Here is a 26407-nt window from a genome sequence, read left to right on the forward strand (position 1 = left end):
GCTCGCTACAAGGCCGTTTTTTTTGCTCTATCTTTGCTCACCTGTGATCAGCTAAATCATGGAATAAAAAATTTATATTTAAGCATGAAATCGAAAAAGGAATTAAGACAGGAGTTTAAGATGAAAAGATGCTGGCTTTCCAAGCAAGAGGAGGAGCGTCTTAATCGTGATTTACTGCTACAATTTCAGAAAATAGATCTAACAGCAGTTAAATTTATGCATGTGTTTCTTCCTATCGAAAAATATCATGAGCCAGATACGTATTCCATCATCAACTATGTGAATGAGTTTTTTTCGAATATTGTCCTTGTCGTATCCAGATCAAATTTTTCGGACTATTCCATGCAGCACTATATTCTGGATTCCCAAACTGTGTTTGAAAAAAATGAATGGGGCATTCTGGAACCTGTTTCGGGGGAGGAGGTCTCACCGTTGCTTATTGATTTTATAATCGTTCCTTTGCTGGCATTTGATTTGGATGGTCATCGGGTAGGTTATGGAAAAGGATTTTACGATCGTTTTTTTGCGCTTTGTGCTGCAGAAGCCCAACGAGTAGGATTATCTTTTTTTGATCCAATTGAGCGAATCGCTGATCGAAATGAACACGATGTCATGTTGACAAAAGCGATTACGCCCTATCATATTTATAGTTTTGTTTAGCGTAAATAAGCTAATAGGAGCTCTGTTGTACGCTTTATTTTATTGATTCAGCTCATTAATTTTTATTTATATGCTGATTTCGGTACATGCTGATTTAATTAAAATTATTTTTTATTTTTAATGTGAAATTCTACTTATATGCGGCTATGCTGAGATTTTTTCTTATACTTTTTTTTGCGGCTATAATTCCCAATAGCGCTGTTCTCGGAATGGATATAATGGATTCCAATTCCTCTGCAGAAGAAAAAGAATTTTACGAGACGATCATCCGGGAGTCGCAAAAGCACCGAGCTTCCAGTGCAGCATTGAGTAGATACCTAACGCCTTATTTTAACCAGGGAATCCGAAAAAACGATAACGCCTTGCTTGCAATTTATTATTGCTTATTAGCAGATCAGTCTTTTGATAATGAGGGTGGTAGAAATAGTTTCAGTGATAAATATTACCTTAAAGCCCTAGATCTGCAAGAGGAGTACAATTATCAAAACGTGAAGGCATGGGTAAAGGTGATGTACGGGTTTTATTTGTATAGATGTTTAAAGGCTTCGGAAGCACTTCCATTGTTATTGGAGGGTGAAAAAAGCCTGGAGGATATACCTAGAGAACTGGTGTTAGATCTTACACAGACCTACAAAAAGCTGGGCTATTTCTTCGGAACTTTGGGAGATTATCGTTCGGGAATTAAGTATCTGGAATTAGGCCAGCAACAGGCGGGCATTGCTCTGCAATTGAAAGCAGAGATCTTAGACAACTTAGGCTTATTGATTTTAAAAAGTGGTGGGGATACCGTGCAGGCAATGAAAAACTTTGACCTTGCTCTGCATTTGGCGCTTTCTGAGAAGGATTCTCTTCGCTATGCGAAGATTTTGGGCAATCAGGCGCGGATTTATGAAGGTATGAAAGATTATCAAAAAGCACTGTCACTTTTGGATAAAGACCTGGAAATTTCGAGATCCCTGGGGAACAATAAAAATACCATTTTTGCCTTAATGATGCGGATTCGCTTGCGTATTGCTATGGGAGCAAATCAAGAGGTCCGTCAACTGATCAATGAAACCGAACATCTGTTGGAAGGCGCCGACGATAAAAAAACAATACTTGAGTTGGAGGGGCATAAGTTGAATCTTGCCATTCAAAACCGTGATTTGACGCAAGAGCTCAATGTGCGGCGCCGGATTGAACAACTTCAGGATTCATTGCGCTTCTTGGACGGAGATCCTGTTTTATCGCAATTGAAATTTATGGCAGATAAACAAAAATATGCCGACAAATTATCCTTGGCACAAGCGCTAATAAAAAAGAAACGTGCCGAAACGAGATTGTGGGTTATATTAAGCTTGTTTCTATTGGTGCTATTCTTTTTTATCTACAATACTTTTAGATATCGTTCGAGGAAGCGCATGCAGGCATACGAATATCAGTTGCTGAACCTCAAGTATACCAAAGCTGAACTGGATAAAGAATTGATGAGTTCCAAAAGTCAGATTGAGGAATACATGCTGTATCTCAAACGTAGTAATGAACAGATAAATCTTCTTTCTTCAATGCTTGATGAGATGGGGGAAACAAGTATTAAAGACCGGGATGAACTTAAAACTCTTTTGCAGTCTCATCTTATCACGGATGAGAAATGGCAGGAATTTAAGTTCTTGCTTACCAAGGAATTTCCGAACCTGCTGCATGATATTCAAGGTAAATTTCCTGATATTACAGAGTCTAATCTGCGTGTGATTGTCCTCATGAAAATGGGACTGAATAATAGAGAAGCCGCTAATGTTCTGGGCGTTACTCCCGACGCAATCAAAAAGTCAATGCAACGTTTGAAAAAGAAACTCGGTGGACAAGCCGGAATATTGATGGAATATATTTCGGATAAAGAGCTTGTGTAAGAGGTGATGATTGCTCGATCGTCTATATCTTTTACTCAGTTAAAAGCCGATGATTGAGAATAACCGAAAGATAAACTTCCATTAACCCTCTGTTCGTACATTCAGCTTGTTTTATGTTATGTTTTTGAAATATTTTTTATTTTATTATTTTTTGAAGTGCCCCTTTCTTTGCTTGTATCTGATATTTATATTAGCTGTTTCTCCGTAAATTCATGCGTTTTAGGGGTATTCTCCATTATTGGTTACTGGACAAATTGAGCTACCAGCGCAAAGGTTGTGGTTTCCGGACCTCCCAGCCTAGCGGTACCATCATTGAAAATTGAAATCGCTCCAAATAGGTCGGCTGATCAAAGACACATGAGCGCTGTTCGATGCTGCTTGCGCTGAGGAAGAGTTCGCGAGCACTACCGAAGAGCTTTTGTTCTCCTTTCATGAAGTTCCATGCTGCGCTGATGATATTTCTTGCTCTGCCCAAGTGAATGCATAGCGCTCGCTGTAGCTATTTTGAACACTCAATAGGTCTCCTGGAGCTGTGATCGAATTTCTTGCTCTTCTTCTTTTGATCTGTTGGAAACTGAATACATCCTGTTGGTTGATTGTGTCATTTACTTGTTCATGTGAAGCGTATGTGTTGACTGCGGAAGTGTATCAATGCCAGGCTCATGATATTCTTTTGATGACCGCAGTGTTCTCGAGGGCTGCCCAAGCAACTTCGTACAGTGCCGAAGTGTATTATTCCTTAGACGATAGTGATCAGTCGGCGGGCAATGAATTCTCCTCGCTATAGAATAGCGACCTTTAGCTCATCCATCCAAACACTTCCGAGGTCGAAGCGATTTAATCGTCTCAGCACATACTCCTTTGCGCATCTGAATGGTTTTCTTGGCACTCGCATGTGTTCTTGGTTTAGAAGGATCGGTTCTCGATCTGTGCGGAAGAGAACACCTAACGCGGTTCTTTGTGAAGGTTTGCTAACAAAGATAAGCCGATTTCGCCCAGATTTGCTTCGTCACAAACAAGAGGTAGTTTTTGCAAAAAGAGAAAGGATGTAGACAATTCAATTCACTATTACCAAAAATATGACCGTCTCAGTTTCCTGGACGGTCATATTAAGTGTAGAGCTCAATGGGCTCCTATTTAATCCAATGGATTTTCTTTCAGATTTTTTTCCCATGCCCAAGCTGAGGCCATCATCTCATCAATGCCCAGTTCGGCTTTCCAATGCAATTGATCTGCTGATTTGGTCACATCACCATATACCTTGATGATATCACCATCCCGACGCGGGCCAATTTCATAATTCAATTTTTGACCAGAAGCTTTCTCAAATGCTTTGATGGCTTCAAGTACTGAATAACCATTACCGGTTCCCACATTGAATACGTCATATTTACCGTTAGGGTTTCCTTTTTCCAATAATTTGATTGCAGCGACGTGGGCTTTTGCTAAATCAACCACATGAATATAATCACGTACACAAGAACCATCAGGCGTATCATAATCGTCTCCGAATACTGTTAATTTCTCTCTTTTCCCGATTGCTGTCTGTGTAATAAATGGTAATAAGTTTTGAGGTACACCATTTGGCAATTCGCCTATCAATGCAGACTCATGCGCACCTACCGGATTGAAGTAACGCAGGGCGATAATCTTATAGTTATCGTATGCATTAGCTGTTTCTTCAAGAATTTCTTCAGCAATCTGTTTTGTATTTCCGTAGGGTGAAGCCGCTTTTTTAACCGGTGCACTTTCATTAACAGGAAGTGAGTCTGGTTCGCCGTAAACCGTACAGCTCGAAGAGAAAACAAAATTGATTGGCTTCTCACGGTATGATTCCAAGATGTTAATCAAGGAGAAAAAATTATTGTGGTAGTATTTTAAAGGATTTTGAACCGATTCACCTACAGCTTTGGATGCAGCAAAGTGAATAATTCCGGAGATATCACTGTTATTTTTTACAAATTCATTTACTTTATCGGTATCACAAAGGTCGAATTGATGAAATTCGGGTTTAATCCCGATGATTTTTTCTATTTGATCCAATATCTTGATATTTGAATTGGAAAGATCATCAACGATTACAGGAATATATCCTGCCTGATGTAGTTCGACAACGGTGTGAGAACCAATATAGCCTGTTCCGCCTGTGACTAATATTTTTTTGCTCATTATTTTTGATTATAGTATGTAAAGTCTTTATGTGATAATGTTTCCAAAGGAACCTTTCTGTAAAAATCTATGGTTTTTTCTAAGCCTAATTTTCGGTCTATTTTGGGCTGCCAATTCAATTTTGCCTTCGCCATACCAATATCCGGTTTACGTTGTTTAGGGTCGTCTATGGGCAATGGTCTATGGCTGATCTTACTTGAGCTACCAGTTAGTTCTATGATCTCCTGTGCCAACTGCAATAGTGATATTTCATCGGGATTGCCTATGTTTATGGGTTTTATACAATTTGAATGCAACAACCTATAAATGCCTTCGATTTGATCATCGATATAACAGAACGACCGTGTTTGTGAACCATCACCAAAAAGAGTAATGTCTTCGCCTCGAATAGCTTGTGCTATAAACGTTGGGATGGCACGCCCGTCATTGAGACGCATTCTCGAGCCGAAAGTATTGAATATTCTGACAATGCGTGTATCAAGTCCATGCGCATTATGGTAGGCCATCGTAATGGCCTCCTGAAATCTTTTGGCTTCATCATATACCCCTCTGGGACCGACAGGGTTAACATTTCCCCAATAATCTTCTGACTGTGGTGAGACCAAAGGGTCGCCATAGACTTCTGAGGTCGATGCTACTAATATACGGGCCTGTTTAGCCCTTGCCAGGCCAAGGAGATTGTGGGTGCCCAAAGAGCCGACTTTGAGTGTTTGAATCGGAATTTTAAGATAATCGACAGGACTTGCTGGTGATGCAAAATGGAGGATATAATCCAAATCTCCCGGAATATGCACAAACTTCGAAACATCGTGATGATAGAAGTCGAAATTCTCCAGCTTAAATAAATGTGCGATATTCTGTAGGTCGCCAGTGATCAGGTTATCCATGCCAATAACATCGTAGTCTTCGGCAATAAAGCGATCGCAAAGGTGGGAACCAAGGAAGCCCGCTGCTCCAGTGATCAAAATCCGTTTGCGTTGTCTATTTTCCACTCAATGGTTCCTTATTAATGAAATGGGTTTGATATCTTTGACTAAGATAAACATTATTTTTACAACATGCGTTTGCTTTATTCAATTGGAATCTTTCTTTATGGACTCTTATTGCGTATTTTGGCCCCTTTTCATGCCAAAGCGCGTCTCATGGTGACAGGACGAAAAGACTGGTATTTACGAATGAAACAATCGGTTGATTCCAACCAAAAACATATTTGGTTTCACTTCGCTTCCCTAGGGGAATTTGAGCAGGGCAGACCTGTTTTGGAAGCCGTAAAAAATAATTATTTGGATCATAAAATAATTGTAACATTTTATTCACCTTCTGGCTATGAGATAAGAAAGAATTCCAATCTGGCGGATCATGTTTTCTATTTACCTTACGACACGGCTCAGAATGCACGACTGTTTTTAGACTTGATCAATCCCACTTTTGCCGTTTTTACGAAATACGAATATTGGTATTATTATTTTGAAGGATTGCATCGGCGAGGGGTACCTTTATTTCTGATTGCGGCAATTTTTAGACCGGAACAGATTTTCTTTCAGGCCTATGGATCCTTTTTTCTTAAGATTCTGGGTTTTGTAACTTATTTCTTTGTACAGAACGAGGAAAGTGTGCGTTTATTGAAAGAATATGGAATTCGAAATGCGGGATTGGCAGGTGATACGCGTTTTGATCGTGTGATTGATTTACCTAAGACTCGGAAAGACATCCCATTAATAGCAGATTTTGTCGGAACCGCTCCTGTTTTGGTGGCTGGAAGCACCTGGCCTGAGGATGAAAAATTATTGAAAGAGTTGTTCCAACGGTTTCAAGATTATAAGCTGATCTTAGCCCCGCACGAAATCAATGCGGGCCATATTGTCAGTATATTAAATCTATGGCCTGCAGCCCTTCGCTTTTCAAAAATCACGGAAACGGAATATGATATGGAAACTTTAAAGGGAGCAAAAGTATTAATTATAGATAATATCGGGCTGTTGTCTTCTTTGTACGCTTATGGTCAAATTGCCTATATTGGTGGTGGATTTGGAGTAGGGATACATAATACATTGGAAGCAGCGACTTATGGGATGCCGGTGCTGTTTGGACCTAATTTTAAGAAATTTCAGGAAGCGAAAGATCTGATTGAGCAAGGGGGAGGTTTCTCGTTTTCTAACAGCGAGGGGCTTGCCGCTGTATTTGAACGATTGCAGGATCAATCCAAACGTGTGGAAGCAGCGAAATCAGCACGCCAATATGTACAGCAAAAGGCGGGAGCGACACCGATTATCATGAAATATCTGAAGAATGCCAAGCTATGATAAATGAAAAAGATTGGCGCAAAAAGTAGAAGTTAACTATCATAGAAACGGAAAGCTGAAAAGACCGGCTAAATGCAGATGAACGGGGTGAAAGAAAAATAGGGCTCCGTTCATTTTGGATACCCTATTTTTATATAGAAAATTGGATTTTAATAGTATGTGTATCTTCTTACACCTGCAATATGTCGCGATAGACGCATGACCTGGTGGGAATAGCCATACTCATTATCATACCATACATAGAGTACAATATTTTTACCATCAGCTGAAACAATAGTTGCTGGTCCATCAATGACAGCGGCTGCTGTTGTACCTATTATATCTGTAGAGACAAGCTCATCATTGCTTGAGAATTTAATCTGTTCAACAAGACTGCCTTCCAATGCACTCATTTTTAAGATTCTATTTATTTGTTCCAAAGATATTGCGGAGGTCAATTCTAAATTTAATATGGCTAATGACCCATTAGGGACAGGTACCCGGATTGCGTTGGAAGTGAGTTTGCCTGTTAATGTCGGAAGGACTTTTGAAACAGCACTGCCAGCCCCAGTCTCCGTAATGACCATGTTCAAGGCTGCAGCACGACCTCTTCTGGATTTTTTATGCATATTATCTACCAGATTTTGATCATTCGTATAGGAATGGATAGTTTCTATATGGCCTTTCAGGATACCTATTTTCTCTTCGAGGACGGTCAAAACTGGTGCAATAGCATTTGTGGTACAGGAAGCAGCTGAAAAAATAGCATGTTTTTCTAGATCTATCGTGCTTTCGTTTACACCGTAAACAATGTTGGGAACACCTTTTCCAGGGGCCGTCAACAATACTTGCGAAGCGCCGTTAGAGGCTAAATGGCGTGCAAGTTCTTTTTCATCACGAAAGGCGCCTGTATTATCGATAACCAATGCATTATTGATGCCGTATGCTGTATAATCAATATCTTCAGGTTGCTTAGCAGAGATAACGTTGACCGAGATACCATTAATAATAAGCGCATTTTTTTCAGGATCGGTATAAACTTCGCCCTCAAATTCGCCGTGTATAGAATCGCTTTTCAGGAGAGCGGCTCTTTTTAACAATGATTTGGCATCATTGGAGTCTCTGGTGACTATTGCCCGTAGACGAAGTTGCATGCCAGAACCCGATTTATTAATTAGTTCGCGTGCGAGCAGGCGACCAATACGACCGAAACCATAGAGCACAACATCGCGAGGTGTTAATTCCTGCCATTCGGCGATTCCCTCTAATTCATTGAAAATAAAAGAAGACAAATCCTCCACATTGATCTGGTCGTTTGTGGCTTTTGTTGCAAGTTTACCGATATCAATTCGAGCGGGAGCCAGATTTGATTTTTCCAATACACGGGCAACATTCAATAGATCGAATATGGTCAGTATATTGCCGGTAAGGAAAGTGCTTTCCCGGAGGTGGTTGAGAATCACACTTACTTTTTCATCAACAAGCTGCTCTCTGAAGAGAACGAGCTCAACGGTATGGTTATACCAAAGATTACTAATGATTTGAATCAGTTCAACAGCTGCATTTTGCTGCTCTCTGTAACTTTTGATTTCTAAATCAAAAGAACGACTATGTAACATAATATTTTATAATAGATTATGCTGCAAACATAGTATAAACAGCGCTAAAAAAGTGATTTAATTTTCATTTTCGTAATTATTGAAATGAAAACATGCTTATTATTATTGTTTTGATAATTTTTTAGATTGTTTTGTTGTTAATTTTCAATAATAAATAATTCGGACATGATATGATCCGCCATTAATTTACCAGAATCTGTTAATCTTAATTTATTGTCGTCTAAAATTAATTGTTGCTGCTCGAGAAATGGTGCGGCATCTTCTATTATTTTGCTTTTAACGGAGTAATCAAAATTCTTTTCTAACTGCCCCAGATCCAGGCCCCACATGGTGCGCAGTGAGGTCATAATACACTCATTGATCTGATCGCGAACAGATAGATGCTCGATTTCCAAGGGAAGCTGGTTGGTCTGTATGGAGCCGATATACTTGGCGTTATTGGCGATATTCCACGATCTGGAATGACCATTGAATGAATGGGCTGAAGGGCCGATACCTAGGTAATGTTTGCTTTTCCAATAGTTTGTATTGTGACGTGCATATAAACCATTTTTAGCAAAATTGGAAATTTCATATTGTTCATAACCCGCACCTTTCAATGTTTCGATCAGCAGATTCATCTGATCAGCCGCCTGATCTGAATCAATGGCTGGACTCATGCCCTTCTTGATGAAATGATCTAGTGCTGTTTTAGCTTCCACAGTCATTGAATAGGAAGAAATATGGGGGATCGCAAAATCGATCAGTTGTTGCATATTGTAGCGCCATTTTTCATCGGTCAACAAGGGGTAGCCATAAATAAGATCACAGGTGATATTCTCAAATCCTGCATCCTGTACACGCATGATTGCTGCGGATGCTTCCTGTTGGGTATGCGCCCGATTCATCCATTTCAGATCTTCCTCAAAAAAAGACTGTACCCCTATACTGAACCTGTTCACGGGAGTTGATCTTAATGCATTCACTTTTGCGGCATTAAGATCATCTGGATTAGCTTCCAACGTAATTTCAGCATGATCACTTATGTCAAATTGTTTGGCAACAGCATCAATGATCCTTGTAATTTCGTCCGTCTCCAACAGAGAGGGAGTCCCACCACCAAAATAGATGGATTCAACTTTTCTGTCTTCCAAATACGGAGACCTAAGTTCGATTTCTCGCAAAAGGGCATTGACCATTTCGGTCTTGTATTGCAGTGAAGTACTGAAATGGAAATCACAATAATGGCAAGCTTGTTTGCAGAACGGGATATGGATGTAAATCATGGGCACAAATATACCAAGACTGGTCCAACTTCGTCGTTTATTCACATTTTTTCTTCCATTTGGGCAGTCGTTTCCCCCATTCTCTTGGATATTTTTATTGGCGAGCAATACCCGATGTTATGTCACGTCAATGTTGAATGCGGGTATTTTTAGAAATAGTATCTTAAAAATATATTTTCTATCTTGATGGTCAGGTTCATTTTACATAATCAAAAAACTAATCTTATGAAAATATCCTCCCGTCGTGACTTTCTGAAGAATGTCATTGGTGCATCGAGTATGCTGCTGCTTTCACAGCAAGGCTTCGCTTTGGATAAACCTTATGAAGAAGCATTTATTGATAAGTTGCTCCCAGCACCAAAGGGCGGCGGATTTGCCATGGCAGACTATTGGATATGGGATCCTTCAGTGATTAAGGGGGAGGATGGTCGGTATCATATGTTTGCGTCACGTTGGAGCAAAAAATATGGCTTTGGTAATTGGGTAACCAATTCGGAAGTTGTTCGCGCAATTTCCGATACCCCAGAAGGACCCTACGAATTTGTTGAGGTGGTATTGCCTGCCCGCGGGAAAAAGTATTTTGATGGTTGTACAACCCATAATCCCCGGATCGTTAAAAACGGTGACTATTATGTGCTTTATTATTTTGGAAACAATTATGAGGAGCCCAATCCTGGTTATTCCGAGAATGTTTGGGAATCGGGTTTGGGACAGAAGGCCTGGATGCATAAACGCATCGGAATGGCCTATTCAAAGTCGATATCAGGTCCTTGGAAGCGCGTCGATCAGCCCATTTTGAATCCGAGGAAGGGCGAGTGGGATGCTTCCATAACATCCAATCCTTCTCCGGTAGTCCTGCCAGATGGAAAAGTATATCTGATCTATAAATCATCACCGGTGAATTATAATCCCCCTCTACTATTGGGCGCGGCACAAGCTGATTCGTTCCTGGGGCCATATCTTCGTTTGTCCAACAAGCCTATTTTTTCTTTCCATACTGATCAAAATCATGAAAATGATGTGGAAGATCCTTTCGTATGGCATAATGGTCAGCATTTTGAATTGATTATGAAAGACCGCTATGGCAAAATCTGTGGGGAAGAGGGCGGCGGCATCCATGCATATTCGAAAGATGGAATCGATTGGCATCTGTCAAAAGCCGTCAAAGCCTATTCCAAGACGATCCGCTGGAATGATGGGACTGTCAGCCATCAAGCTAATTTTGAGCGGCCATTTTTACTATTTGAAAATGGGAAACCGACACATCTTTTTGCGGCTACAGGAGATGGATCCGAGTCCTATCAGTTTGAACGGACCTGGAATATGGTCATTCCATTGAGAGGATAGTATTTTACCGTTCCCTGGACAACCTTCATTCCGTTCAAATAAAAATAAGCCCTGATAAATTGCAATTTATCAGGGCTTATTAAGTTCTCAAAAAGTAGTTCTTTTATATAATCTGCTGCAATGCCTATCTTTCAGTATTAAAATCAGCGTGTCAGACTATTGTTCGCTGATTCTACATCCGCAAGTCGAAGCGAAGGATCTATTGTGATGGTTTTAGGGGCCTTATTGACTGAGATTTTATATTCAGGGTTGGTCCAGAACCAATCTTTCAGTACAGTGCGTTTTATACCCTTATAGATTTCAAAATTTTCCGCCGGTTTTTCACCGCGCATTTCACGTAAAGGGATGTAAAATAGCTCTTTGCTTCCATCTTGATATTCTACAAGTATATCGAGTGGCATCGCAAAGTTTGATTTATTGAGCAGTTGAATTTCTGAATCGGTAACATGACCGATTGCATAATCAATTTGACGTGTGGTATTGATAAATAAATTGAAATACCACTTCAGGTTTATGCCTGATACCTCCTCTGCGACACGCTTGAAATCATTAGGTGTCGGGTGTTTGAATTTCCAGCTATCGTAGAATTTCAAAAAGGTTTTCTCTAGATTTTCTTGACCGATAATATAGCCTAATTGCTCAGCCAGAACAGCACCTTTATTATAAGCTTCGTTACTATAGCCATAATTTGTATTATAATAGTCCGCAAGCAGGCTCATCGGCTCTTCCTTGCCTGAAAGTGCTAATTTATAATAAGCGCGATAAGCATCGATAAGTGGATTGGATGCAATGGCTCCCCGTTTTTCAAAAAGATGCTGCATCGCTAATTCTTCAACATAGGAAGTGAATCCTTCGTCAAACCATTCATCAACGGTTTCATTGATCCCGAATAAATGCTGATACCAGGAGTGAGCAGATTCATGGAAGATAACGCCAACAAGGCTTTTTAGATTACGGCCACCGGTAATTAACGTCGCGGTGCCATATTCCATGCCGCCATCGCCCCCCTGAATAATGGTATAAGTCGGCCAAGGATATTTACCGAATTTAGCACTACAGAAATCGAAAAACTCAGTTGATAGGCCGAGAGCTGTTTTCCAGTTTGATATAACTTCTTTGTCAGTAGGGAGATACACCGTGTAAACTTTTATGCCATTCTTGCTTGAGGCGGAATCTACAACGAATTTGGGATCTGCAGCCCAGACAAAATCATGGATGTTTTCGGCTTTGTAATGCCAGGTCGCTTTGTCCTGATTGGTTTTTATTTTAGCTTTTGCCTGATAGCCTTTCACCTCATTTGGATTTTGAAGAACACCTGAAGCACCGACAACATAGTTTTTGTTGAGGTGTATAGTGACGTCAAAGTTGCCGAAAGGTGCGATAAACTCGCGGCCGATATATTCATCAAGGTGCCAGCCGAATTCATCAAACTGTGCCATCTTCGGATACCATTGTGCCATTGAAAGTGCTACACCTTCTGCCGAGTTACGGCCTGACCTACGGATCTGCTCAGGTACCTGTGCTGTCCATTCCATATTAAAATTTGCTGTTTCTCCGTCCTGGATCGCAGTGGGTAGGGTCACTTCCAATATCGTCCCATCAATCTTATAGCTTGTATTGGACCCATTCATGCTGAGGCTTTTAATTTTTTGGTAACCGATCTGGTTTGGTTGTAACGTTTCGATACGGCTTTGCAATATTGGTTTTTCTTTGGTGCCAATATTGGATACCATCCGTTTATCTGGATCACTGATATTTTTCAATCGGTAATCCATCATTGATCCTGGTTGGAATGCGTTAAAATATAAATGAAAATAGACTTTTTTTAAGGATTGGCCTGAATTGTTGCTATATTTCAAAGCCATTTTTCCATCATATTGATAAGCTTTTTCATCCACGTTGACATCCATTGTATAGTCAACCTTCTGCTGCCAGAATCCTTTTCTCTGGGCCTTTACTTCCTGTCCTCCAATATTTATGACACATATAAGCGCTAGAAAGGACAATATTTTGATTTTCATGCTCCAAACTTACAAAATTGTCTCAAGAAATGCCGATTAATCAACCTAATCGAGGTAAATGTCATCAAATCTTGACGAAAAGTGATTTGATTATTAATAATTGGCTTGGTTTTGGTTAGAAAATTTATCTGTTGAGTTAACAAATATTGCAAATAAATTTATGGAAAATCTGTATTATAAGCCTTCGGGGAAGGCGCCTGCTTCAGCATTAATCGGTTCACTTGTGTTAGGTATTGTCGGAGCGGTTGTTCTGGCCATTATCTACATTGCTTTACAATGGTTTATTCCGATCGTCTATTTCAATGTATTTATCACACTTGGGTTTGGCGCCGGACTGTTCTATCTGCTCAATTTTTGTTTCAAACAATGGAAGTTAAGAAATAAAGGCGTCGCGATTATCATCACTCTGATTGTTGCCCTAGTTGGTTTTTATGCACAGTGGGCGCTGTTCGTTTCGTTGATGTATAATGCTGAAGGTACCATGGGTGGTGACACTTGGGTAAAATCTTCTTTTAGTCTGGAAGGTTTTAAAGCATTTTTTATGCATCCATCATTTATCTGGGAGGCGCTGCAGGGGCTAAATGAGGTTGGTACTTTTACCTTGAAGAAGTCGCCAGTTTCCGGTGCGATGCTCTGGGCCGTCTGGGCTATTGAAATGGCAATCATCCTGATTACACCTATTGTTATGGCTTTTAGGGGCATTACCATTTATCCTTTTTCAGAGAAAGACGAAATGTGGATGAAAAAGAGAATTTTGCCTGGAAGATTAAAGTTTGTTGAGGATAAAGATGCCATGGCAAATACGTTGGCAAATCATGATTTTGCCTATGTCTACGATCATCTTTCCGATGAAGAAGAGCATTTTTCTTTTGCAACTGCAGAGGTGTACGAATCGGATACCGATGACCATCAATACCTGACCATCTATAATCATCAATTTGTCGAGAAGAAAGGGAAGATGGAAGAGAAGAAGGATGAGGTTATTGAATTTCTGCGAATTAATAGGAACAGTCTATAAAAGCCCTTTAATAACTACAATAACAGAAAGACAAAATAGCTCCAGGATTTGTTTCTGGAGCTATTTTATTTAGTATCCTACTTAACTAATATTCCCCCTTTTGCAATCCAGTCGTTGATGGAAGCACTGTAAATCTTAACGTCTTTAATCCCGTTTTTAGCTAATATTGAGGCTGCAATTGTCGCCCGGTCTCCAGATTGACAATGCAGGTATAATTCTTTTGTGCGATCAATTTTGTCCAGATTGTCTTCAATTGTTCCAACAAAGAGATGTGTGGCATGTGGCAGATGTCCTGCTGTAAATTCGGCTGTATTCCTGACATCGAGAATCTGAACATTCGGATTCTCCAGTACAGCATTCATCTCTCGGAACCCAATAAGCTGCTGTTGTTCCAAGGGAATTCCCAATTGAGGAATTGTTTCCAGAGTAATATATCCGGCAACATGATCGAGGCCGATGCGCATTAGCTTGCGGGCAATCTCTTCCTTTTCGTTTTCATCCATGATAAGTACAAAAGGTTTTGTGTAATCCAAGATCCAGCCAGCCCAGGTATTGAATGTCCGATTATGCTGTATGTTGATGCTGCCTGGAAGATAGCCTTTGGCGAAGTCAAATTTATGCCGTGTATCAATGATCGTTGTACCTGCCTGATATAGTTTGTTGAATTCTGCCGTTGAAAGTTTCGGGTACTGAGGCACGCTTGTTTGTAGTGGTCGCTTGATTTTGTTGAGCTTCTTCATCTGGGCAAAATAACGCGGTGGCTCAGGTTGTCCTTCTAAAAGTTCAGTTATAAAACCACTTTCATTATTTTGGTATTGCAGCGCCCAGTTGCGTATCCGTTCATAACCAACCGTTGAACTAGGTACAGCACCCAATGCTTTGCCACATGCTGATCCAGCGCCATGGGCAGGCCACACTTGGATATAATCTGGTAAAGTCAAAAAATGCTGTAAAGACTTAAACATCTGCTGTGCACCTATTTCTTTGGTGCCAATGAGTCCAGCGGCATTCTCCAAAAGATCTGGACGGCCAATGTCTCCAACAAATACAAAATCACCTGTAAATATCATCACCGGATCCATTGTGGCTGGCGTATCAATTAAAACAAAACTAAGACTCTCAGGCGTATGTCCAGGGGTATGGAGCACCTTAAAAATTAGATTTCCAAGATGGATCTGATCACCATCTTTTAATCCGATATGGGGAAACTCATATTGCCAATCTTTGCCTCCTTCGTCGGAAAGATAACATTGGGCGTCTGTTAGTTCAGCTAATTCCAATGTTCCGGAGAGATAATCAGCATGGATATGTGTTTCGGCAATATGTGTAATTTTTAAATTGTTTTTTGCTGCAATCTCTAAGTAAGTGTCGACATCTCTTTTGGGGTCAATTACCATGGCAACACCTTTGGCCTGACAGCCAATTAAATAACTTGAATGTGCTAAAGATGACTCAAAAATGTGTTGAAAAAACATAATATATGATTTTTAGTGATTTACGAATTGAATGATTTCGAAAGTGAAAATTAGGATACCGATACTGATCAGAAAGTAACCGAAGATCCCCTGTAGTCGTACTACCTCCAATTTGTCCTTCCATTTGGAACCAATCTGAAGGCCTATTAAAGTGATTAACGTAAAAGTAAGCAATATCGGCCAATTCATGTGGTTCAAGAGTTGGTAGTTGGCGACCAGACCAAAGGACGCGTTTAATCCAATAATGAATAACGATGTCGCAATTGCTTGCTTCAAGGGGATCCCCAGCAGAAGCACCAAAGCGGGTACAATAATAAATCCGCCGCCAGCGCCGACAAGCCCCGTCAAGATACCCACCAGTAAACCTGCTGTGACAACTTTGAGGACTTGACCTATATGTATTGTAATGGCTGGTATTTCGACCTGTTTCCTTCTGCGGATCATTGCCAGTGCGGAAATTAGAATAACAATCGAAAACAGCAACATAATAACGTGATTTCTGGAGATCGCTATTTCTGCAAGATGAAATTGCGCTGGTATGGCAGCCAACAAGTGTCGCTTGGTCAAGTAGACCGACAGTAAAGACGGAATTAAAAAGACTGCTGTGGTCTTTAGATCTATTTCACCTCTGGCCAGGGGGGTGATTGAGCCGATTATGGCCAGTATTCCAATGGAAAACAGGGAATAATCAAGCGCATATTGGGGCTCAATATGAAATAGGTACACGAAGATCGGTAGTGTTAAAATACTGCCGCCACTCCCCATCAAACCCATTGATAGCCCAACCAATATCGCCAATAAAAAGCCAATTATAAATAGTAGTTCCATTCTTGCTAAATCAAATGCTATCGTTATACCCACAGGCTCATGATCATCTATTCTCGGCTTAATGAGGCAGCTTGTGTCTAATTAAACCATAGATCCATGTCCCTAGGATGGCGAAGATCAGTACAATGCCCAATGTCCAATAGCCTGAGCCGATCAATGCAAACATAGGTCCCGGACAGGCTCCTGACAATGCCCAGCCCAGTCCGAAAATGGTGCCACCGACAAGATAGCGTGTGATGCTTTTGTCTTTTGCCTGAAATGCGATCTGCATGCCATTGCTGTCTTTAATCTTTTTCCGTTTGATAATTTGTACAATGATAATCGCTGTTGTGAGTGCCGTACCGATCATGCCATACATGTGGAAAGAGCGGAACTGAAACATCTCATAAATGCGATACCATGAAGCTGCTTCTGATTTGTATAAAATGATCCCAAATAAGATCCCGATCAATATAAATTTTACTGCTTTCATTTATGCGAAGATTAAAGGAAATAAGAAGTGAACCATGATGATGCCACCTATAAAAAAGCCAATGACTGCGATTAGAGAGGGGAGCTGGAAATTACTGAGTCCTGAGATGGCGTGTCCAGACGAGCAACCCCCGGCATATCTTGTCCCGAAACCGATCAATAGTCCGCCAATGCTCAGTATTAGAAACTGAAGCCAAGAGCCGTTAAAAATAAAGATAGATTCAGGAAGATAGCCCTGTAGATGATCTATTATGCCCAGTTCCTTTAAATCAGCGACACTTTTTGCATTGATTTGCGCAGCGGCCCCGTCACTTAAAAAGTAATGGGCGATGAATCCTCCAATGGCGGTCCCGAGTACCACAAGAAGATTCCAGGCTTGCGTCTTCCAGTCGAAGCGAAAAAAAGAGGATGATTTACCGGCACCTAATACCGTACACATTGTCCGCAGATTGTTCGACATGCCGAAATCCTTCCCCTGTTTTAACAACAAGTACATGACTAATGCAATTAAAGGCCCTGAAATATACCAAGGCCATGGTTGTTTGATGTATTCCAATAACATAGCTTGTTCTAAAGTTATATGACAAAGGTACATAGCGCTATTACAAAAAACGGTAACAAATGTTACCGTGGAATGTGCGTTATTACATATCGTAATATTCAATGTTGGCTTCCTTGAGGGCCTCGACTAATAACGGTAGGTCATCTTCTTTTTGGAATAATTTATTGCGCCAGGTACGAAAAGCGGAACCTTTGTTTTGGTTTATAATAATCAAATTGCCACCGGAGCGCCTGAGATTTCGGATATGTGAAATGTTGCTCAATGGGAATTCAATTGTCTTTTTTGAATTGCTGATGCGCAGCGTACCCGTGTCCAATTGCCATGTTGACTCCAGTGTAGAACATTTTATCGCTAAATACAGTGCCAATGGGACCATTAGAAGAGCAACGATGATCTTGTAAATTTCCTGAATTGGAACTTTAGACATCCCTGTCCCTATCAATAGAATCGAGGTCAACAGAATAAACATGTATTTTCCGCGATGCAATGTTGAAAGATGGAATGTTTGTGGGTTACTCTTCATACTTTTTTATAAACTTTCCTTTTGCATTAATATAGTAAAAATTCTCCAGGTCTTCACTGACCAAGGCTAAACCATTTTCAAAGGGTTGTGCATTTTGGAATTTAGATGGAATGACCACTTTTCCACTGTAGTCTATATATCCATAGGTATTGTCTTTAAATACCAATAGTAATTTTTCGCCAGCGAAAGATAGGAATTCATTACCTGTGGGTAATAATTTTTTACCGGATTTATCAACCAACTGATAGATCTGATTTTCGATAATGAGTGCCATATTGTCCCGGTACTCAGTTATTGTCTCATATTTCGCAGGAATCAATATGTTCCCTTTTAGATCGAGTACACCAGTCAAGTCTCCTTCGTTATATAAGGCATGGCTCAAACTTGGGACGGAGATGAAGTCATATTTTGCAGCAAGCAATAGTTTACCGCTGTTATCCAACAGACCATACTTCTGATCTTTCATAAATACTAATGGTGCACCTTCCGTATCTAAACTTAACGATTCGTATTGACAAGGGATAACTTCTTTTCCCTGTAAGTCAATCAGGCCAAACATCTGAGCTGCATCGGTGACGATAGCATAATCACCTACGTACGCATATATGGAAGCATATTTTGCTGGCGTGAGTTTATTGCCTAAGCTATCCTGTACGCCAAAAAATTCAGTATTGGGATCTTGATACCAAGATAAATGATCATTTAGAGCAGAGTCGGTCGCAGTTTCTTCTGCTTCTCCTTCTTCATAGCCTGCTGGAATCTCAAATAATGTAGCGTCATAAGGTATTTCTTCGACTTTAGTTGCCTGAACTCCCAGGCCTTCTGCTCCGATATATAATGCTGCTCCTGGTACTTTTTCTAGATAATCGTAGGTTCCCCAATATAATTTTGGTAAATGTTCCGCATACCACACGGTGATTTCAGTTTGTTTATCTTTACTGCCAGCGAGATTAAATGTCGCTTTTTTGCAGGACAAGCCGGCGATAATTTTCTTCTCATTCGGAATTAAGCTGATTTCAAAATCACTAGAGTAGGCGTAATCACTACCTTCTGAGGTTTCAATAAGCTTGCCGGACGCAAGATCGGTCGGTGTGTAGGTTTTGCTGTTTTCATCTATCAGATAGGAGGTCTCTTCTTTTATATTGCTAATTTGTACTGATTTTCCAAAAAGTAGTGTTTCTACGCGCATTTGGTCGTTGCAGATATAGGCATGCATCAACGCCTCTCCACTACCGGCCAATATTTTGATAAATTCGGAACTTGATGTGTCTGTACCTGTTTCGGGATCTGCAAACTGATAAGTGATTTTGAATAGTTTTTGTTGTGCCGAACCTGTTTTTACAAAAATTAATGTGAAAAACGCTATGCAAAGGAAAAAATGTTTCATTAGGAATACAAATTAAAATACGAATGTATTGAAATTTGGCTGGTTTGTGAAATAATCTTTTGTCATTTGAGAAAAATCATGCAAAAATTTTGATATTATTGTGAGCGAATGCCATTTTGTAAAATAAGTGGTAAAAATCAGACCGTAGGTAACTCTGCTGCTTGTATCATCGTAAAAAGTATCATATAAAAGTCAAGAAAGATCGAATTTTATGATATACAACGGTTTATATAAGACCTCTGCTGATATTTTTGTATTTTACAAACCTTAAATTTACTTTTTAAAACAATATCTGTGGAACTATTGCTTATAGAAGACGAACCGTCGGTCATATCATTAATAGAAAGAGGACTAAAGGAAGAAGGCTATAACATTAGCATTGCAATGGACGGCTATACTGGGTTGAAAATGGCCGGCTTAAATCATTATGATCTCATTTTGCTGGATGTAATGCTGCCGGGGATGAATGGTCTGGATGTATGCAAAAACATCCGTATGTCCAATAATGAGATTCCTATAATTATTCTGACAGCATTAAACCAAACAGAAGATATTGTTGCGGCTTTTGAACGTGATGCTGACGACTACCTCACCAAACCGTTTCGTCTGGAAGAACTAAAGGCCAGGGTCAATCGCTACAGCCGTAAATCCAAAACCGTTAGCGAACAAAAGAATGTGCTGACGTTCGACGATCTGCAACTGGATCGGGACAGTAAATCGGTACAACGAGGAAATACGCCCATCATACTCACAGCTACGGAGTTCCGTTTATTGGAATTCTTAATGCTCAATCGAAATAAAGTATTAACACGGATAGATATCCTGGAGGAAGTATGGGGAATGGACGTCGATCTGAGCACCAATGTCGTGGATGTGTATGTCAATTATCTTCGGAAAAAAATTGACAAACAGTTTGCCCGTAAATTAATCCATACGGTTATCGGTATGGGCTATGTCATCCGTCATGAAAATTAGGACCAAGATTGTACTCTTATTTTCAATCATCAGCACGCTTTTGCTTGTTGTCTTTGCCCTCTATGTTTCTTATTTTACCTACGATAGTTTGCAGACTAAGTTTTTTCACCGTTTAGAAGAAAATGCAGTTATCGTTGGAGATCATATAGTCCATCAAAAAGAAGAAAACAAAGAATTATATATTCAGGTAAAACGCAAATACCTCAAGCAGCTGTCCGAAGGGACAGACCATTTGCTGCGGGTGGTGAAAGGTAGCGACAGTATTCGGTTTAAACCCAATTTACCCATGCCCATGAGCTTTTATAAAGAAGTTATTAAGAATGGCAAAGGCAGATATATGCATAACAAGACTGCATTTGTTGCGGTATTCTTTAATGACAATCTCCATCACGACAACCTTATAGTCGTATCCGAAGGTATAGATGAGTATGGCCATGATGAACAACGACAATTAGATCATACCTTGATTACAGGTGGATTCTTAGCAATTCTATTGATTATCCTCATGTCATTTTATTTTGCAGATCGACTACTAAAGCCTATAAAAGATATCAACAGTGATTTGGGGAAAGTGGATATTGCTAATCTGGACTATAGACTATCCAGTAAATTCAGCAATGCTAAAGATGAGCTAGGGGTATTAATTGCTAACCTCAACTCGATGCTCAGTCGTTTGGATATTTCTGTACAGTCGCAACAGAGTTTTATCGGAAATGCATCCCATTCATTAAAGACACCGCTAACAATTATTGGTGGTGAGGCCGAACTTGCACGAAATCTAATCCCAAAAGAACACGAAGCCTACTATTCTTTGGAGACGATTGCGAAATATGCGGATAAGATGGAACTCATTATTAATAATCTCCTTCAATTATCCCGTATGGGCTTTAAAGGAGAGGTAGATAATAAGGTGCTCATTCGCATTGACGAATTGCTCTATGAAATTTATAAGGCTGAACGAAGCATTCATAAAGATTTCCGGTTGTCTTTTGACCTTACTCAAATCCCTGAGGATAGCGATGAGTTAACTGTATTTGCTAATCCCGATCTGTTCTATATCGCATTTAGCAATATTATCTCCAATGCGTATAAATATGGCAATGGTGAGCAGGTTCAGGTCGCTATTAGCTGTGATGACCGAAATATTACAATTAAAGTATTTGATAAAGGGATCGGAATTCCGCAGAAAGATCAGCCCCATATTTTTACTTCCTTTTATCGCGCTTCCAATGTCGGGGATATCTATGGAAATGGCCTGGGGCTTGTTTTAGCCAAGAATATCTTCGATCTCCATGGTGCTGAGCTCAATCTTTATTCAGCAGAAGGGCAAGGTACCCAGGTTGTTGTCACGCTGCCTAAAATTGCTTTCTAATCTCATTTTAATCTCATCCTTATTCCATTTTTAATTTGCCATGATATACTTGTACCAGAGATAGGTATATCATATGAAACCATCACGATTTATTCAAACTATAAAGGAATAAATCTGATAGCTTCATCACCAACAAAAAGCAAGTTATACGGATGAAAAAAACACTTTCACTTATTACAACGTTGGGTTTGGGTATTGCGGCATTACATGCGCAGGAACAGGCTCCAACAGATTCCATTCCAGCAGAAAGAAATAACTTATTATCCAGAAGTAGTTTATTGTCAAAAGAACCAGCTAGGGCAAAATCATTTCAATTGGATGTTTTGCTGCGTGCGGGGCTGCAGGCTGATAACAGCGATGGCTCCAGTCAGGCAAAAGCAAATTTGGACGATGCCCGCATCTTGATGAGCGGTGATTACAACGAGCAGCTTTCTTATAAAGTACGTTTTCGCCTGAATAGATCATTTGCACCGACCAGTCAGGACAATGGTTCAAGAGCATTGGATATGGCCTATATCAAATACAAATTCGGCAAGGATCTGAAATGGTCGGTCACAGCGGGTAAGCAGAGTGCTATTGTGGGGAGCTACGAATTTGAAAACAATCCAATTTACGAATATAAATTCACGGATTATGTTGATCGCATCCTGAATTTATTTGTAGTCGGCGGTACATTGTCCTACGAAGTTAATCCCAATCATTCCTTACATGCACAAGTATATAATACCACAAACGATAGTTTTATGGATGTGCATACTAAAAATGGCTTTGCAGTAGGTGATTTGGAGCGTTCGGCTGTACCCATGGGTGCTTACTTCACTTGGGTAGGAGCCTTTATGGATAAAAAGATCAATACCAAATGGTCTTATAATATCTCGCAGTTTGCTAAGGGGCATACCAACCACTCGGTCTCCCTGGCCAACAAGTTTAAAACGCCAAAGCAGATGGTTTATTTAGACCTACAATATTCTTATCTGGGTGTTGACCATGCTTTGATCGCTTCATCCGCTATCAATGACTTTTATGGACGCACGGGTACAGCGCGCATTTTGGCAAAGGATGTCAGTTATACCTCCGCAATCCTTCGTTATGATCAATTTTTAAGTGAAAAATGGGAGGTCGCTCTGAAAGGTGGCTATGAGACTGCCGGATCAAGAGATGACGATCAAGTTGGAAAAAATTTCCGTCAAAACTGGACTTACTTTGCTGCGTTGCAACATAAGCCTTTTCATAATCAGGATTTACGATTTTACCTAGGGTACGTGGGGAACACGGTAAACTACAAAGGACTCATGAATATGGATAAAAGTCAATATAACCGTGTTGCTTTTGGCGCATATTTTACCATTCCGGTGCTGTAATAATTCCTTTAACAAAATAACAAATAATTATTTTTTATGCGTTTAACACCAAGAGAAACAGAAAAGCTGCTATTGCATTTAGCAGGAGAATTGGCAGCAAAGCGACTAAAGCGTGGGGTGAAACTAAATTACCCTGAATGTATTGCCTATATCAGTGCTCAGATTATGGAGGAAGCAAGAGACGGCAGATCTGTTGCGGACTTAATGTCTTACGGTACGACTTTATTGAAAAGAAGCCAGGTGATGGAAGGTGTTCCTGAAATGATCCATGATGTACAGATTGAGGTTACTTTTCCGGATGGTACCAAGTTGGTCACTGTTCATGATCCTATTCGTTAATAAATCTTAAACATATGATTCCAGGAGAATACATTTTAAAAAAAGAAGAAATCAAAGCTAACGTGGGACGTAGAACCACTAGCCTTGTTGTAAAAAATGAAGGCGATAGACCGATCCAGGTGGGCTCGCACTATCATTTTTTTGAAGCGAACAAATTGCTTTCGTTTGACCGCGAAAAGGCATTTGGTATGCGCTTGAATATTCCTGCAAGTACGGCTGTACGGTTTGAACCGGGGGAACAGAAGTCTGTTGTGCTGGTTGAATTTGGCGGAAGTAAAGAAGTTCACGGTTTCAATGGATTGACAAATGGCAAGTTTACAGACCAGAATGTCAAATCGAAAGCTGTTGAGAAAATGAAAAAATTAAAATTCAGACAATCTAAATAAGATAGAATGGGAGGATGGAATAGACGCGAATGGATTAAGGTTGTAGGGCTCACTACATTGGGAACTACCGTTGGTCTGCATGCGCTTGGTTTAGATAAACTAGGTTTAGACAAATCATCTGTTAAATATATTGATGGGGAGCTTTATATCCCTAGAGAAAAATATGCTGCTCTTTTTGGCCCTACCACGGGTGATAAGGTGCGTTTAGCTGATACGGAGTTGTTTATAGAAATTGAAAAAGATTTCAACGTATATGGCGAAGAAAATAAATTCGGTGGCGGTAAGACAATCCGTGATGGTATGGGGCAATCTGCCCGTGCCCTGCGTGATGAGGATGTTTTAGACTTCTGTATTACCAATGTGATCATTATTGACCACTGGGGTATTGTGAAAGCTGATGTTGGTATTAAGGATGGTAAAATTGTTGGTATCGGAAAAGCAGGTAACCCTGACGTACAGGATGGTGTAACCAAAGGAATGGTCATCGGAGCTTCGACAGAAGTGCATGGTGGCGCGGGTTATATCCTTACTGCCGGCGGTATTGATACACATATTCACTTTATATCGCCACAACAGATCGAAACTGCGTTATACTCAGGTGTAACTACATTTATCGGCGGTGGTGCCGGTCCGGCAGATGGTACACTGGCAACGACGGTCACTTCGGGCAAATGGTATATCGAGCGTATGTTTGAAGCGTTTGAAAATTTACCGATCAACGTTGGTTTCTTCGGTAAAGGTAACGTCTCAACAACCAAACCGATTGAGGAACAAATTGAAGCTGGTGCATTAGGAGTAAAAATCCACGAGGACTGGGGTGCTACGCCTGCGACCATCGATGCAGCGTTAAAAGTTGCTGATAAATACGATGTACAAGTAGCTATACACACGGATACGCTGAATGAAGCAGGTTTCTTGGAAGATACCGTTGCCGCAATCGATGGTCGTGTTATCCACACGTTCCATACAGAAGGAGCTGGTGGTGGACACGCGCCTGATATCATTAAAATTGCGATGTATCCAAACATTCTCCCTGCATCGACCAACCCGACAAAGCCGTTTACAGTAAATACCGCAGAAGAGCATTTGGATATGTTGATGGTCTGCCATCACTTGGATAAAAATGTAAAAGAAGATGTTGCCTTTGCAGATTCACGTATCCGTCCACAGACGATCGCCGCTGAAGATATTCTTCAAGATATGGGTGTATTCTCTATTATGAGTTCGGATAGTCAGGCTATGGGACGTGTGGGTGAAGTTATCTCGCGTACATTCCAGACGGCACATAAAATGAAGATACAACGCGGTCCTTTGGCTGAAGATAAGGGTAAAGATAATGACAACTTCCGTGTAAAACGTTATGTGTCCAAATTTACAATCAACCCTGCAAAAGCGCATGGTGTTGATAAATATATTGGATCCATTGAGACGGGTAAATATGCCGATTTGATCTTGTGGAAACCAGAGTTGTTTGGTGTGAAGCCAGAGTTGATTATCAAAGGCGGTATGATCCTAGGTGCGAAAATGGGGGATGCGAATGCTTCTATCCCTACACCACAGCCTATCATCTACAGACCGATGTTCGGAAACTATGGTAAGGCAGTGTCAAAATTGTGTTTCAACTTCGTTTCAAAAATATCGATAGAGAATGGAAATATCCAAAAATTGAATTTATCACGTAAATGTTTGCCAGTAGAAGGTTGTCGTACAGTGATGAAAAAGGATATGGTACATAATCATGCCACACCAAATATCGTGGTCAATCCAGAAACGTATGAAGTAACAGTGGATGGTGTATTAGCTACTTGTGAGCCATTAAAAGAGCTTCCAATGGCACAACGTTACTTCCTGTTCTAATTCCGCATATATGATTTTAGCAAGAGACATTAAAGGCAATATTTGGGCAGATGGCAAGGAGCAGGATGCTGCTGAACTTGATTTTTTAGAGCTTGAATGGTTTGATACCGAGCGACGTGTCATTCGGGGATTTACCGTTCAAGGCCGGGAGATCGGATTTAAAAATCTGGGTGAAGACTCCTTGTTCGATGGTGATATCCTTTTCGAAACAGAAGAACTCCGTATCGTTGTCCGAATATTGCCCTGTCCTTGTTTAGTCGTACGGCCAAAAAATAGAATGGATATGGCGAGAGTATGTTTAGAAATAGGCAATAAGCATATCCCTGTTTTTATAAACGCAGCTCATGAAATCATAGCGGCTTACGAAAATCCGCTGTGGGAACAATTACTGCGGGCGGGATTTACACCAACGAAAGAGTCACGGGTAATTGAACGCACGCATACATTGCGCATACATCAGTATGCCGTCGTGCAAAATAAGATCACGCTAGCAAAGGGGGTATAAATCTAATGATCACAAAGTGTGGTCAGGCGATTGCCAGCAAGAGTGATCGAACAAAGTAATCCGGATATTCCATATGACCATTAAAAAAAATAATTT

25 protein-coding genes are annotated in these 26407 nt (G+C 40.3%); 13 read left to right on the top strand and 12 right to left on the bottom strand.

Annotation, left to right across the window (positions count from 1 at the left end; translation table 11 throughout):
* Nucleotides 1-84: 84 nt before the first annotated feature.
* Both ABTV71_RS02180 and ABTV71_RS02185 read left to right on the top strand, forming a co-directional pair.
* Nucleotides 85-660 (top strand): 5-formyltetrahydrofolate cyclo-ligase, encoded by a 576-nt coding sequence (locus ABTV71_RS02180; protein WP_433902148.1) that lies wholly within the window; start codon nt 85-87, stop codon nt 658-660.
* Between the two features lie 209 nt (nt 661-869).
* Nucleotides 870-2549 carry a hypothetical protein gene (locus tag ABTV71_RS02185; RefSeq protein ID WP_433902149.1) on the top strand — a complete coding sequence of 560 codons (1680 nt, stop codon included), beginning with the start codon at nt 870-872 and terminating at the stop codon, nt 2547-2549.
* A gap of 259 nt (nt 2550-2808) precedes the next feature.
* Here the strand turns inward: ABTV71_RS02185 and ABTV71_RS02190 are convergent, their stop codons facing one another.
* On the bottom strand, nt 2809-3024 hold the full coding sequence (locus ABTV71_RS02190; RefSeq protein WP_147430379.1) for a hypothetical protein: 216 nt from the start codon (nt 3022-3024) through the stop codon (nt 2809-2811).
* Nucleotides 3025-3081: 57 nt separating this feature from the next.
* On the opposite strand from ABTV71_RS02190, the gene ABTV71_RS02195 reads away from it, so the two are divergent.
* Nucleotides 3082-3336: a hypothetical protein gene (locus ABTV71_RS02195; protein WP_433902150.1), complete on the top strand. Its 255-nt coding sequence runs from the start codon at nt 3082-3084 to the stop codon at nt 3334-3336.
* Nucleotides 3337-3686: 350 nt separating this feature from the next.
* On the opposite strand, the gene galE is transcribed toward ABTV71_RS02195, so the two are convergent.
* Nucleotides 3687-4718: a UDP-glucose 4-epimerase GalE gene (galE, locus tag ABTV71_RS02200; RefSeq protein WP_121124326.1), complete on the bottom strand. Its 1032-nt coding sequence runs from the start codon at nt 4716-4718 to the stop codon at nt 3687-3689.
* Nucleotides 4718-5710, bottom strand: coding sequence for a UDP-glucuronic acid decarboxylase family protein (locus ABTV71_RS02205; RefSeq protein WP_433902151.1), 993 nt, complete (start codon nt 5708-5710; stop codon nt 4718-4720). Before ABTV71_RS02205 ends, galE begins: the two co-directional genes overlap by 1 nt.
* Nucleotides 5711-5776: 66 nt before the next feature.
* Between ABTV71_RS02205 and ABTV71_RS02210 the strand changes: the two genes are divergently transcribed.
* The gene (locus tag ABTV71_RS02210) at nt 5777-7021 is read left to right on the top strand and encodes a 3-deoxy-D-manno-octulosonic acid transferase (protein ID WP_433902152.1); all 1245 of its coding nucleotides are present in this window, start codon (nt 5777-5779) and stop codon (nt 7019-7021) included.
* Between the two features lie 149 nt (nt 7022-7170).
* Here the strand turns inward: ABTV71_RS02210 and ABTV71_RS02215 are convergent, their stop codons facing one another.
* Nucleotides 7171-8619 carry a glyceraldehyde-3-phosphate dehydrogenase gene (locus ABTV71_RS02215; protein WP_433902153.1) on the bottom strand — a complete coding sequence of 483 codons (1449 nt, stop codon included), beginning with the start codon at nt 8617-8619 and terminating at the stop codon, nt 7171-7173.
* A gap of 137 nt (nt 8620-8756) precedes the next feature.
* The gene (gene hemW, locus ABTV71_RS02220) at nt 8757-9929 is read right to left on the bottom strand and encodes a radical SAM family heme chaperone HemW (protein WP_433902154.1); all 1173 of its coding nucleotides are present in this window, start codon (nt 9927-9929) and stop codon (nt 8757-8759) included.
* A gap of 180 nt (nt 9930-10109) precedes the next feature.
* Here hemW and ABTV71_RS02225 point away from each other — a divergent pair, with 180 nt between their 5' ends.
* The gene (locus tag ABTV71_RS02225; protein ID WP_433902155.1) at nt 10110-11231 is read left to right on the top strand and encodes a glycoside hydrolase family protein; all 1122 of its coding nucleotides are present in this window, start codon (nt 10110-10112) and stop codon (nt 11229-11231) included.
* A gap of 143 nt (nt 11232-11374) precedes the next feature.
* Here the strand turns inward: ABTV71_RS02225 and ABTV71_RS02230 are convergent, their stop codons facing one another.
* Nucleotides 11375-13252 (bottom strand): M1 family metallopeptidase, encoded by a 1878-nt coding sequence (locus ABTV71_RS02230; protein ID WP_433902156.1) that lies wholly within the window; start codon nt 13250-13252, stop codon nt 11375-11377.
* A gap of 160 nt (nt 13253-13412) precedes the next feature.
* Between ABTV71_RS02230 and ABTV71_RS02235 the strand changes: the two genes are divergently transcribed.
* Nucleotides 13413-14270: a hypothetical protein gene (locus ABTV71_RS02235; protein WP_433902157.1), complete on the top strand. Its 858-nt coding sequence runs from the start codon at nt 13413-13415 to the stop codon at nt 14268-14270.
* Between the two features lie 77 nt (nt 14271-14347).
* Here the strand turns inward: ABTV71_RS02235 and ABTV71_RS02240 are convergent, their stop codons facing one another.
* From ABTV71_RS02240 to ABTV71_RS02265, 6 genes are all read right to left on the bottom strand, one after another.
* Nucleotides 14348-15745, bottom strand: coding sequence for an MBL fold metallo-hydrolase (locus ABTV71_RS02240; RefSeq protein WP_433902158.1), 1398 nt, complete (start codon nt 15743-15745; stop codon nt 14348-14350).
* Nucleotides 15746-15757: 12 nt separating this feature from the next.
* On the bottom strand, nt 15758-16573 hold the full coding sequence (locus ABTV71_RS02245; RefSeq protein WP_433902159.1) for a sulfite exporter TauE/SafE family protein: 816 nt from the start codon (nt 16571-16573) through the stop codon (nt 15758-15760).
* Nucleotides 16574-16631: 58 nt separating this feature from the next.
* Nucleotides 16632-17045: a DUF6691 family protein gene (locus ABTV71_RS02250; RefSeq protein ID WP_121124344.1), complete on the bottom strand. Its 414-nt coding sequence runs from the start codon at nt 17043-17045 to the stop codon at nt 16632-16634.
* A complete protein-coding gene (locus ABTV71_RS02255) occupies nt 17046-17540 on the bottom strand; it encodes a YeeE/YedE family protein (protein ID WP_433902160.1) in 495 nt (164 codons plus the stop codon).
* Between the two features lie 148 nt (nt 17541-17688).
* Nucleotides 17689-18129, bottom strand: a complete 441-nt coding sequence (locus tag ABTV71_RS02260) for a hypothetical protein (protein WP_121124346.1) — start codon at nt 18127-18129, stop codon at nt 17689-17691.
* Nucleotides 18119-19516, bottom strand: coding sequence for a WG repeat-containing protein (locus ABTV71_RS02265; protein ID WP_433902161.1), 1398 nt, complete (start codon nt 19514-19516; stop codon nt 18119-18121). Before ABTV71_RS02265 ends, ABTV71_RS02260 begins: the two co-directional genes overlap by 11 nt.
* 294 nt (nt 19517-19810) lie before the next feature.
* Between ABTV71_RS02265 and ABTV71_RS02270 the strand changes: the two genes are divergently transcribed.
* The 7 genes from ABTV71_RS02270 to ABTV71_RS02300 all read left to right on the top strand — a co-directional run bounded on the left by ABTV71_RS02270 (nt 19811) and on the right by ABTV71_RS02300 (nt 26311).
* Complete coding sequence (locus ABTV71_RS02270) at nt 19811-20491, top strand: response regulator transcription factor (protein WP_121124350.1); 681 nt, start codon at nt 19811-19813, stop codon at nt 20489-20491.
* Complete coding sequence (locus ABTV71_RS02275; RefSeq protein ID WP_183078684.1) at nt 20481-21863, top strand: sensor histidine kinase; 1383 nt, start codon at nt 20481-20483, stop codon at nt 21861-21863. The genes ABTV71_RS02270 and ABTV71_RS02275 overlap by 11 nt, the downstream gene beginning before the upstream one ends.
* A 152-nt stretch (nt 21864-22015) precedes the next feature.
* Complete coding sequence (locus ABTV71_RS02280) at nt 22016-23224, top strand: porin (RefSeq protein WP_433902162.1); 1209 nt, start codon at nt 22016-22018, stop codon at nt 23222-23224.
* Nucleotides 23225-23260: 36 nt separating this feature from the next.
* Nucleotides 23261-23563 (top strand): urease subunit gamma, encoded by a 303-nt coding sequence (gene ureA, locus ABTV71_RS02285; RefSeq protein WP_046674789.1) that lies wholly within the window; start codon nt 23261-23263, stop codon nt 23561-23563.
* Between the two features lie 14 nt (nt 23564-23577).
* Nucleotides 23578-23949 carry an urease subunit beta gene (gene ureB, locus ABTV71_RS02290; RefSeq protein ID WP_121124356.1) on the top strand — a complete coding sequence of 124 codons (372 nt, stop codon included), beginning with the start codon at nt 23578-23580 and terminating at the stop codon, nt 23947-23949.
* Nucleotides 23950-23955: 6 nt separating this feature from the next.
* A complete protein-coding gene (ureC, locus tag ABTV71_RS02295; RefSeq protein WP_121124359.1) occupies nt 23956-25806 on the top strand; it encodes an urease subunit alpha in 1851 nt (616 codons plus the stop codon).
* 10 nt (nt 25807-25816) lie between these two features.
* Nucleotides 25817-26311: an urease accessory protein UreE gene (locus tag ABTV71_RS02300; RefSeq protein WP_121124361.1), complete on the top strand. Its 495-nt coding sequence runs from the start codon at nt 25817-25819 to the stop codon at nt 26309-26311.
* Nucleotides 26312-26407: the final 96 nt, after the last annotated feature.

The organism is Sphingobacterium puteale, assembly GCF_050986225.1.
Lineage (GTDB): Bacteria > Bacteroidota > Bacteroidia > Sphingobacteriales > Sphingobacteriaceae > Sphingobacterium > Sphingobacterium puteale.

Excerpts from the sequence above, each read along its gene's own strand:
- ABTV71_RS02180 (WP_433902148.1), top strand. The coding sequence starts at position 85 with ATGAAATCGAAAAAGGAATTAAGACAGGAGTTTAAGATGAAAAGATGC.
- ABTV71_RS02185 (WP_433902149.1), top strand. The coding sequence starts at position 870 with ATGGATATAATGGATTCCAATTCCTCTGCAGAAGAAAAAGAATTTTAC.
- galE (WP_121124326.1), bottom strand. The coding sequence starts at position 4,718 with ATGAGCAAAAAAATATTAGTCACAGGCGGAACAGGCTATATTGGTTCT.
- ABTV71_RS02210 (WP_433902152.1), top strand. The coding sequence starts at position 5,777 with ATGCGTTTGCTTTATTCAATTGGAATCTTTCTTTATGGACTCTTATTG.
- ABTV71_RS02215 (WP_433902153.1), bottom strand. The coding sequence starts at position 8,619 with ATGTTACATAGTCGTTCTTTTGATTTAGAAATCAAAAGTTACAGAGAG.
- ABTV71_RS02225 (WP_433902155.1), top strand. The coding sequence starts at position 10,110 with ATGAAAATATCCTCCCGTCGTGACTTTCTGAAGAATGTCATTGGTGCA.
- ABTV71_RS02230 (WP_433902156.1), bottom strand. The coding sequence starts at position 13,252 with ATGAAAATCAAAATATTGTCCTTTCTAGCGCTTATATGTGTCATAAAT.
- ABTV71_RS02235 (WP_433902157.1), top strand. The coding sequence starts at position 13,413 with ATGGAAAATCTGTATTATAAGCCTTCGGGGAAGGCGCCTGCTTCAGCA.
- ABTV71_RS02240 (WP_433902158.1), bottom strand. The coding sequence starts at position 15,745 with ATGTTTTTTCAACACATTTTTGAGTCATCTTTAGCACATTCAAGTTAT.
- ABTV71_RS02245 (WP_433902159.1), bottom strand. The coding sequence starts at position 16,573 with ATGGAACTACTATTTATAATTGGCTTTTTATTGGCGATATTGGTTGGG.
- ABTV71_RS02250 (WP_121124344.1), bottom strand. The coding sequence starts at position 17,045 with ATGAAAGCAGTAAAATTTATATTGATCGGGATCTTATTTGGGATCATT.
- ABTV71_RS02255 (WP_433902160.1), bottom strand. The coding sequence starts at position 17,540 with ATGTACTTGTTGTTAAAACAGGGGAAGGATTTCGGCATGTCGAACAAT.
- ABTV71_RS02260 (WP_121124346.1), bottom strand. The coding sequence starts at position 18,129 with ATGAAGAGTAACCCACAAACATTCCATCTTTCAACATTGCATCGCGGA.
- ABTV71_RS02265 (WP_433902161.1), bottom strand. The coding sequence starts at position 19,516 with ATGAAACATTTTTTCCTTTGCATAGCGTTTTTCACATTAATTTTTGTA.
- ABTV71_RS02275 (WP_183078684.1), top strand. The coding sequence starts at position 20,481 with ATGAAAATTAGGACCAAGATTGTACTCTTATTTTCAATCATCAGCACG.
- ABTV71_RS02280 (WP_433902162.1), top strand. The coding sequence starts at position 22,016 with ATGAAAAAAACACTTTCACTTATTACAACGTTGGGTTTGGGTATTGCG.
- ureA (WP_046674789.1), top strand. The coding sequence starts at position 23,261 with ATGCGTTTAACACCAAGAGAAACAGAAAAGCTGCTATTGCATTTAGCA.
- ureB (WP_121124356.1), top strand. The coding sequence starts at position 23,578 with ATGATTCCAGGAGAATACATTTTAAAAAAAGAAGAAATCAAAGCTAAC.
- ureC (WP_121124359.1), top strand. The coding sequence starts at position 23,956 with ATGGGAGGATGGAATAGACGCGAATGGATTAAGGTTGTAGGGCTCACT.
- ABTV71_RS02300 (WP_121124361.1), top strand. The coding sequence starts at position 25,817 with ATGATTTTAGCAAGAGACATTAAAGGCAATATTTGGGCAGATGGCAAG.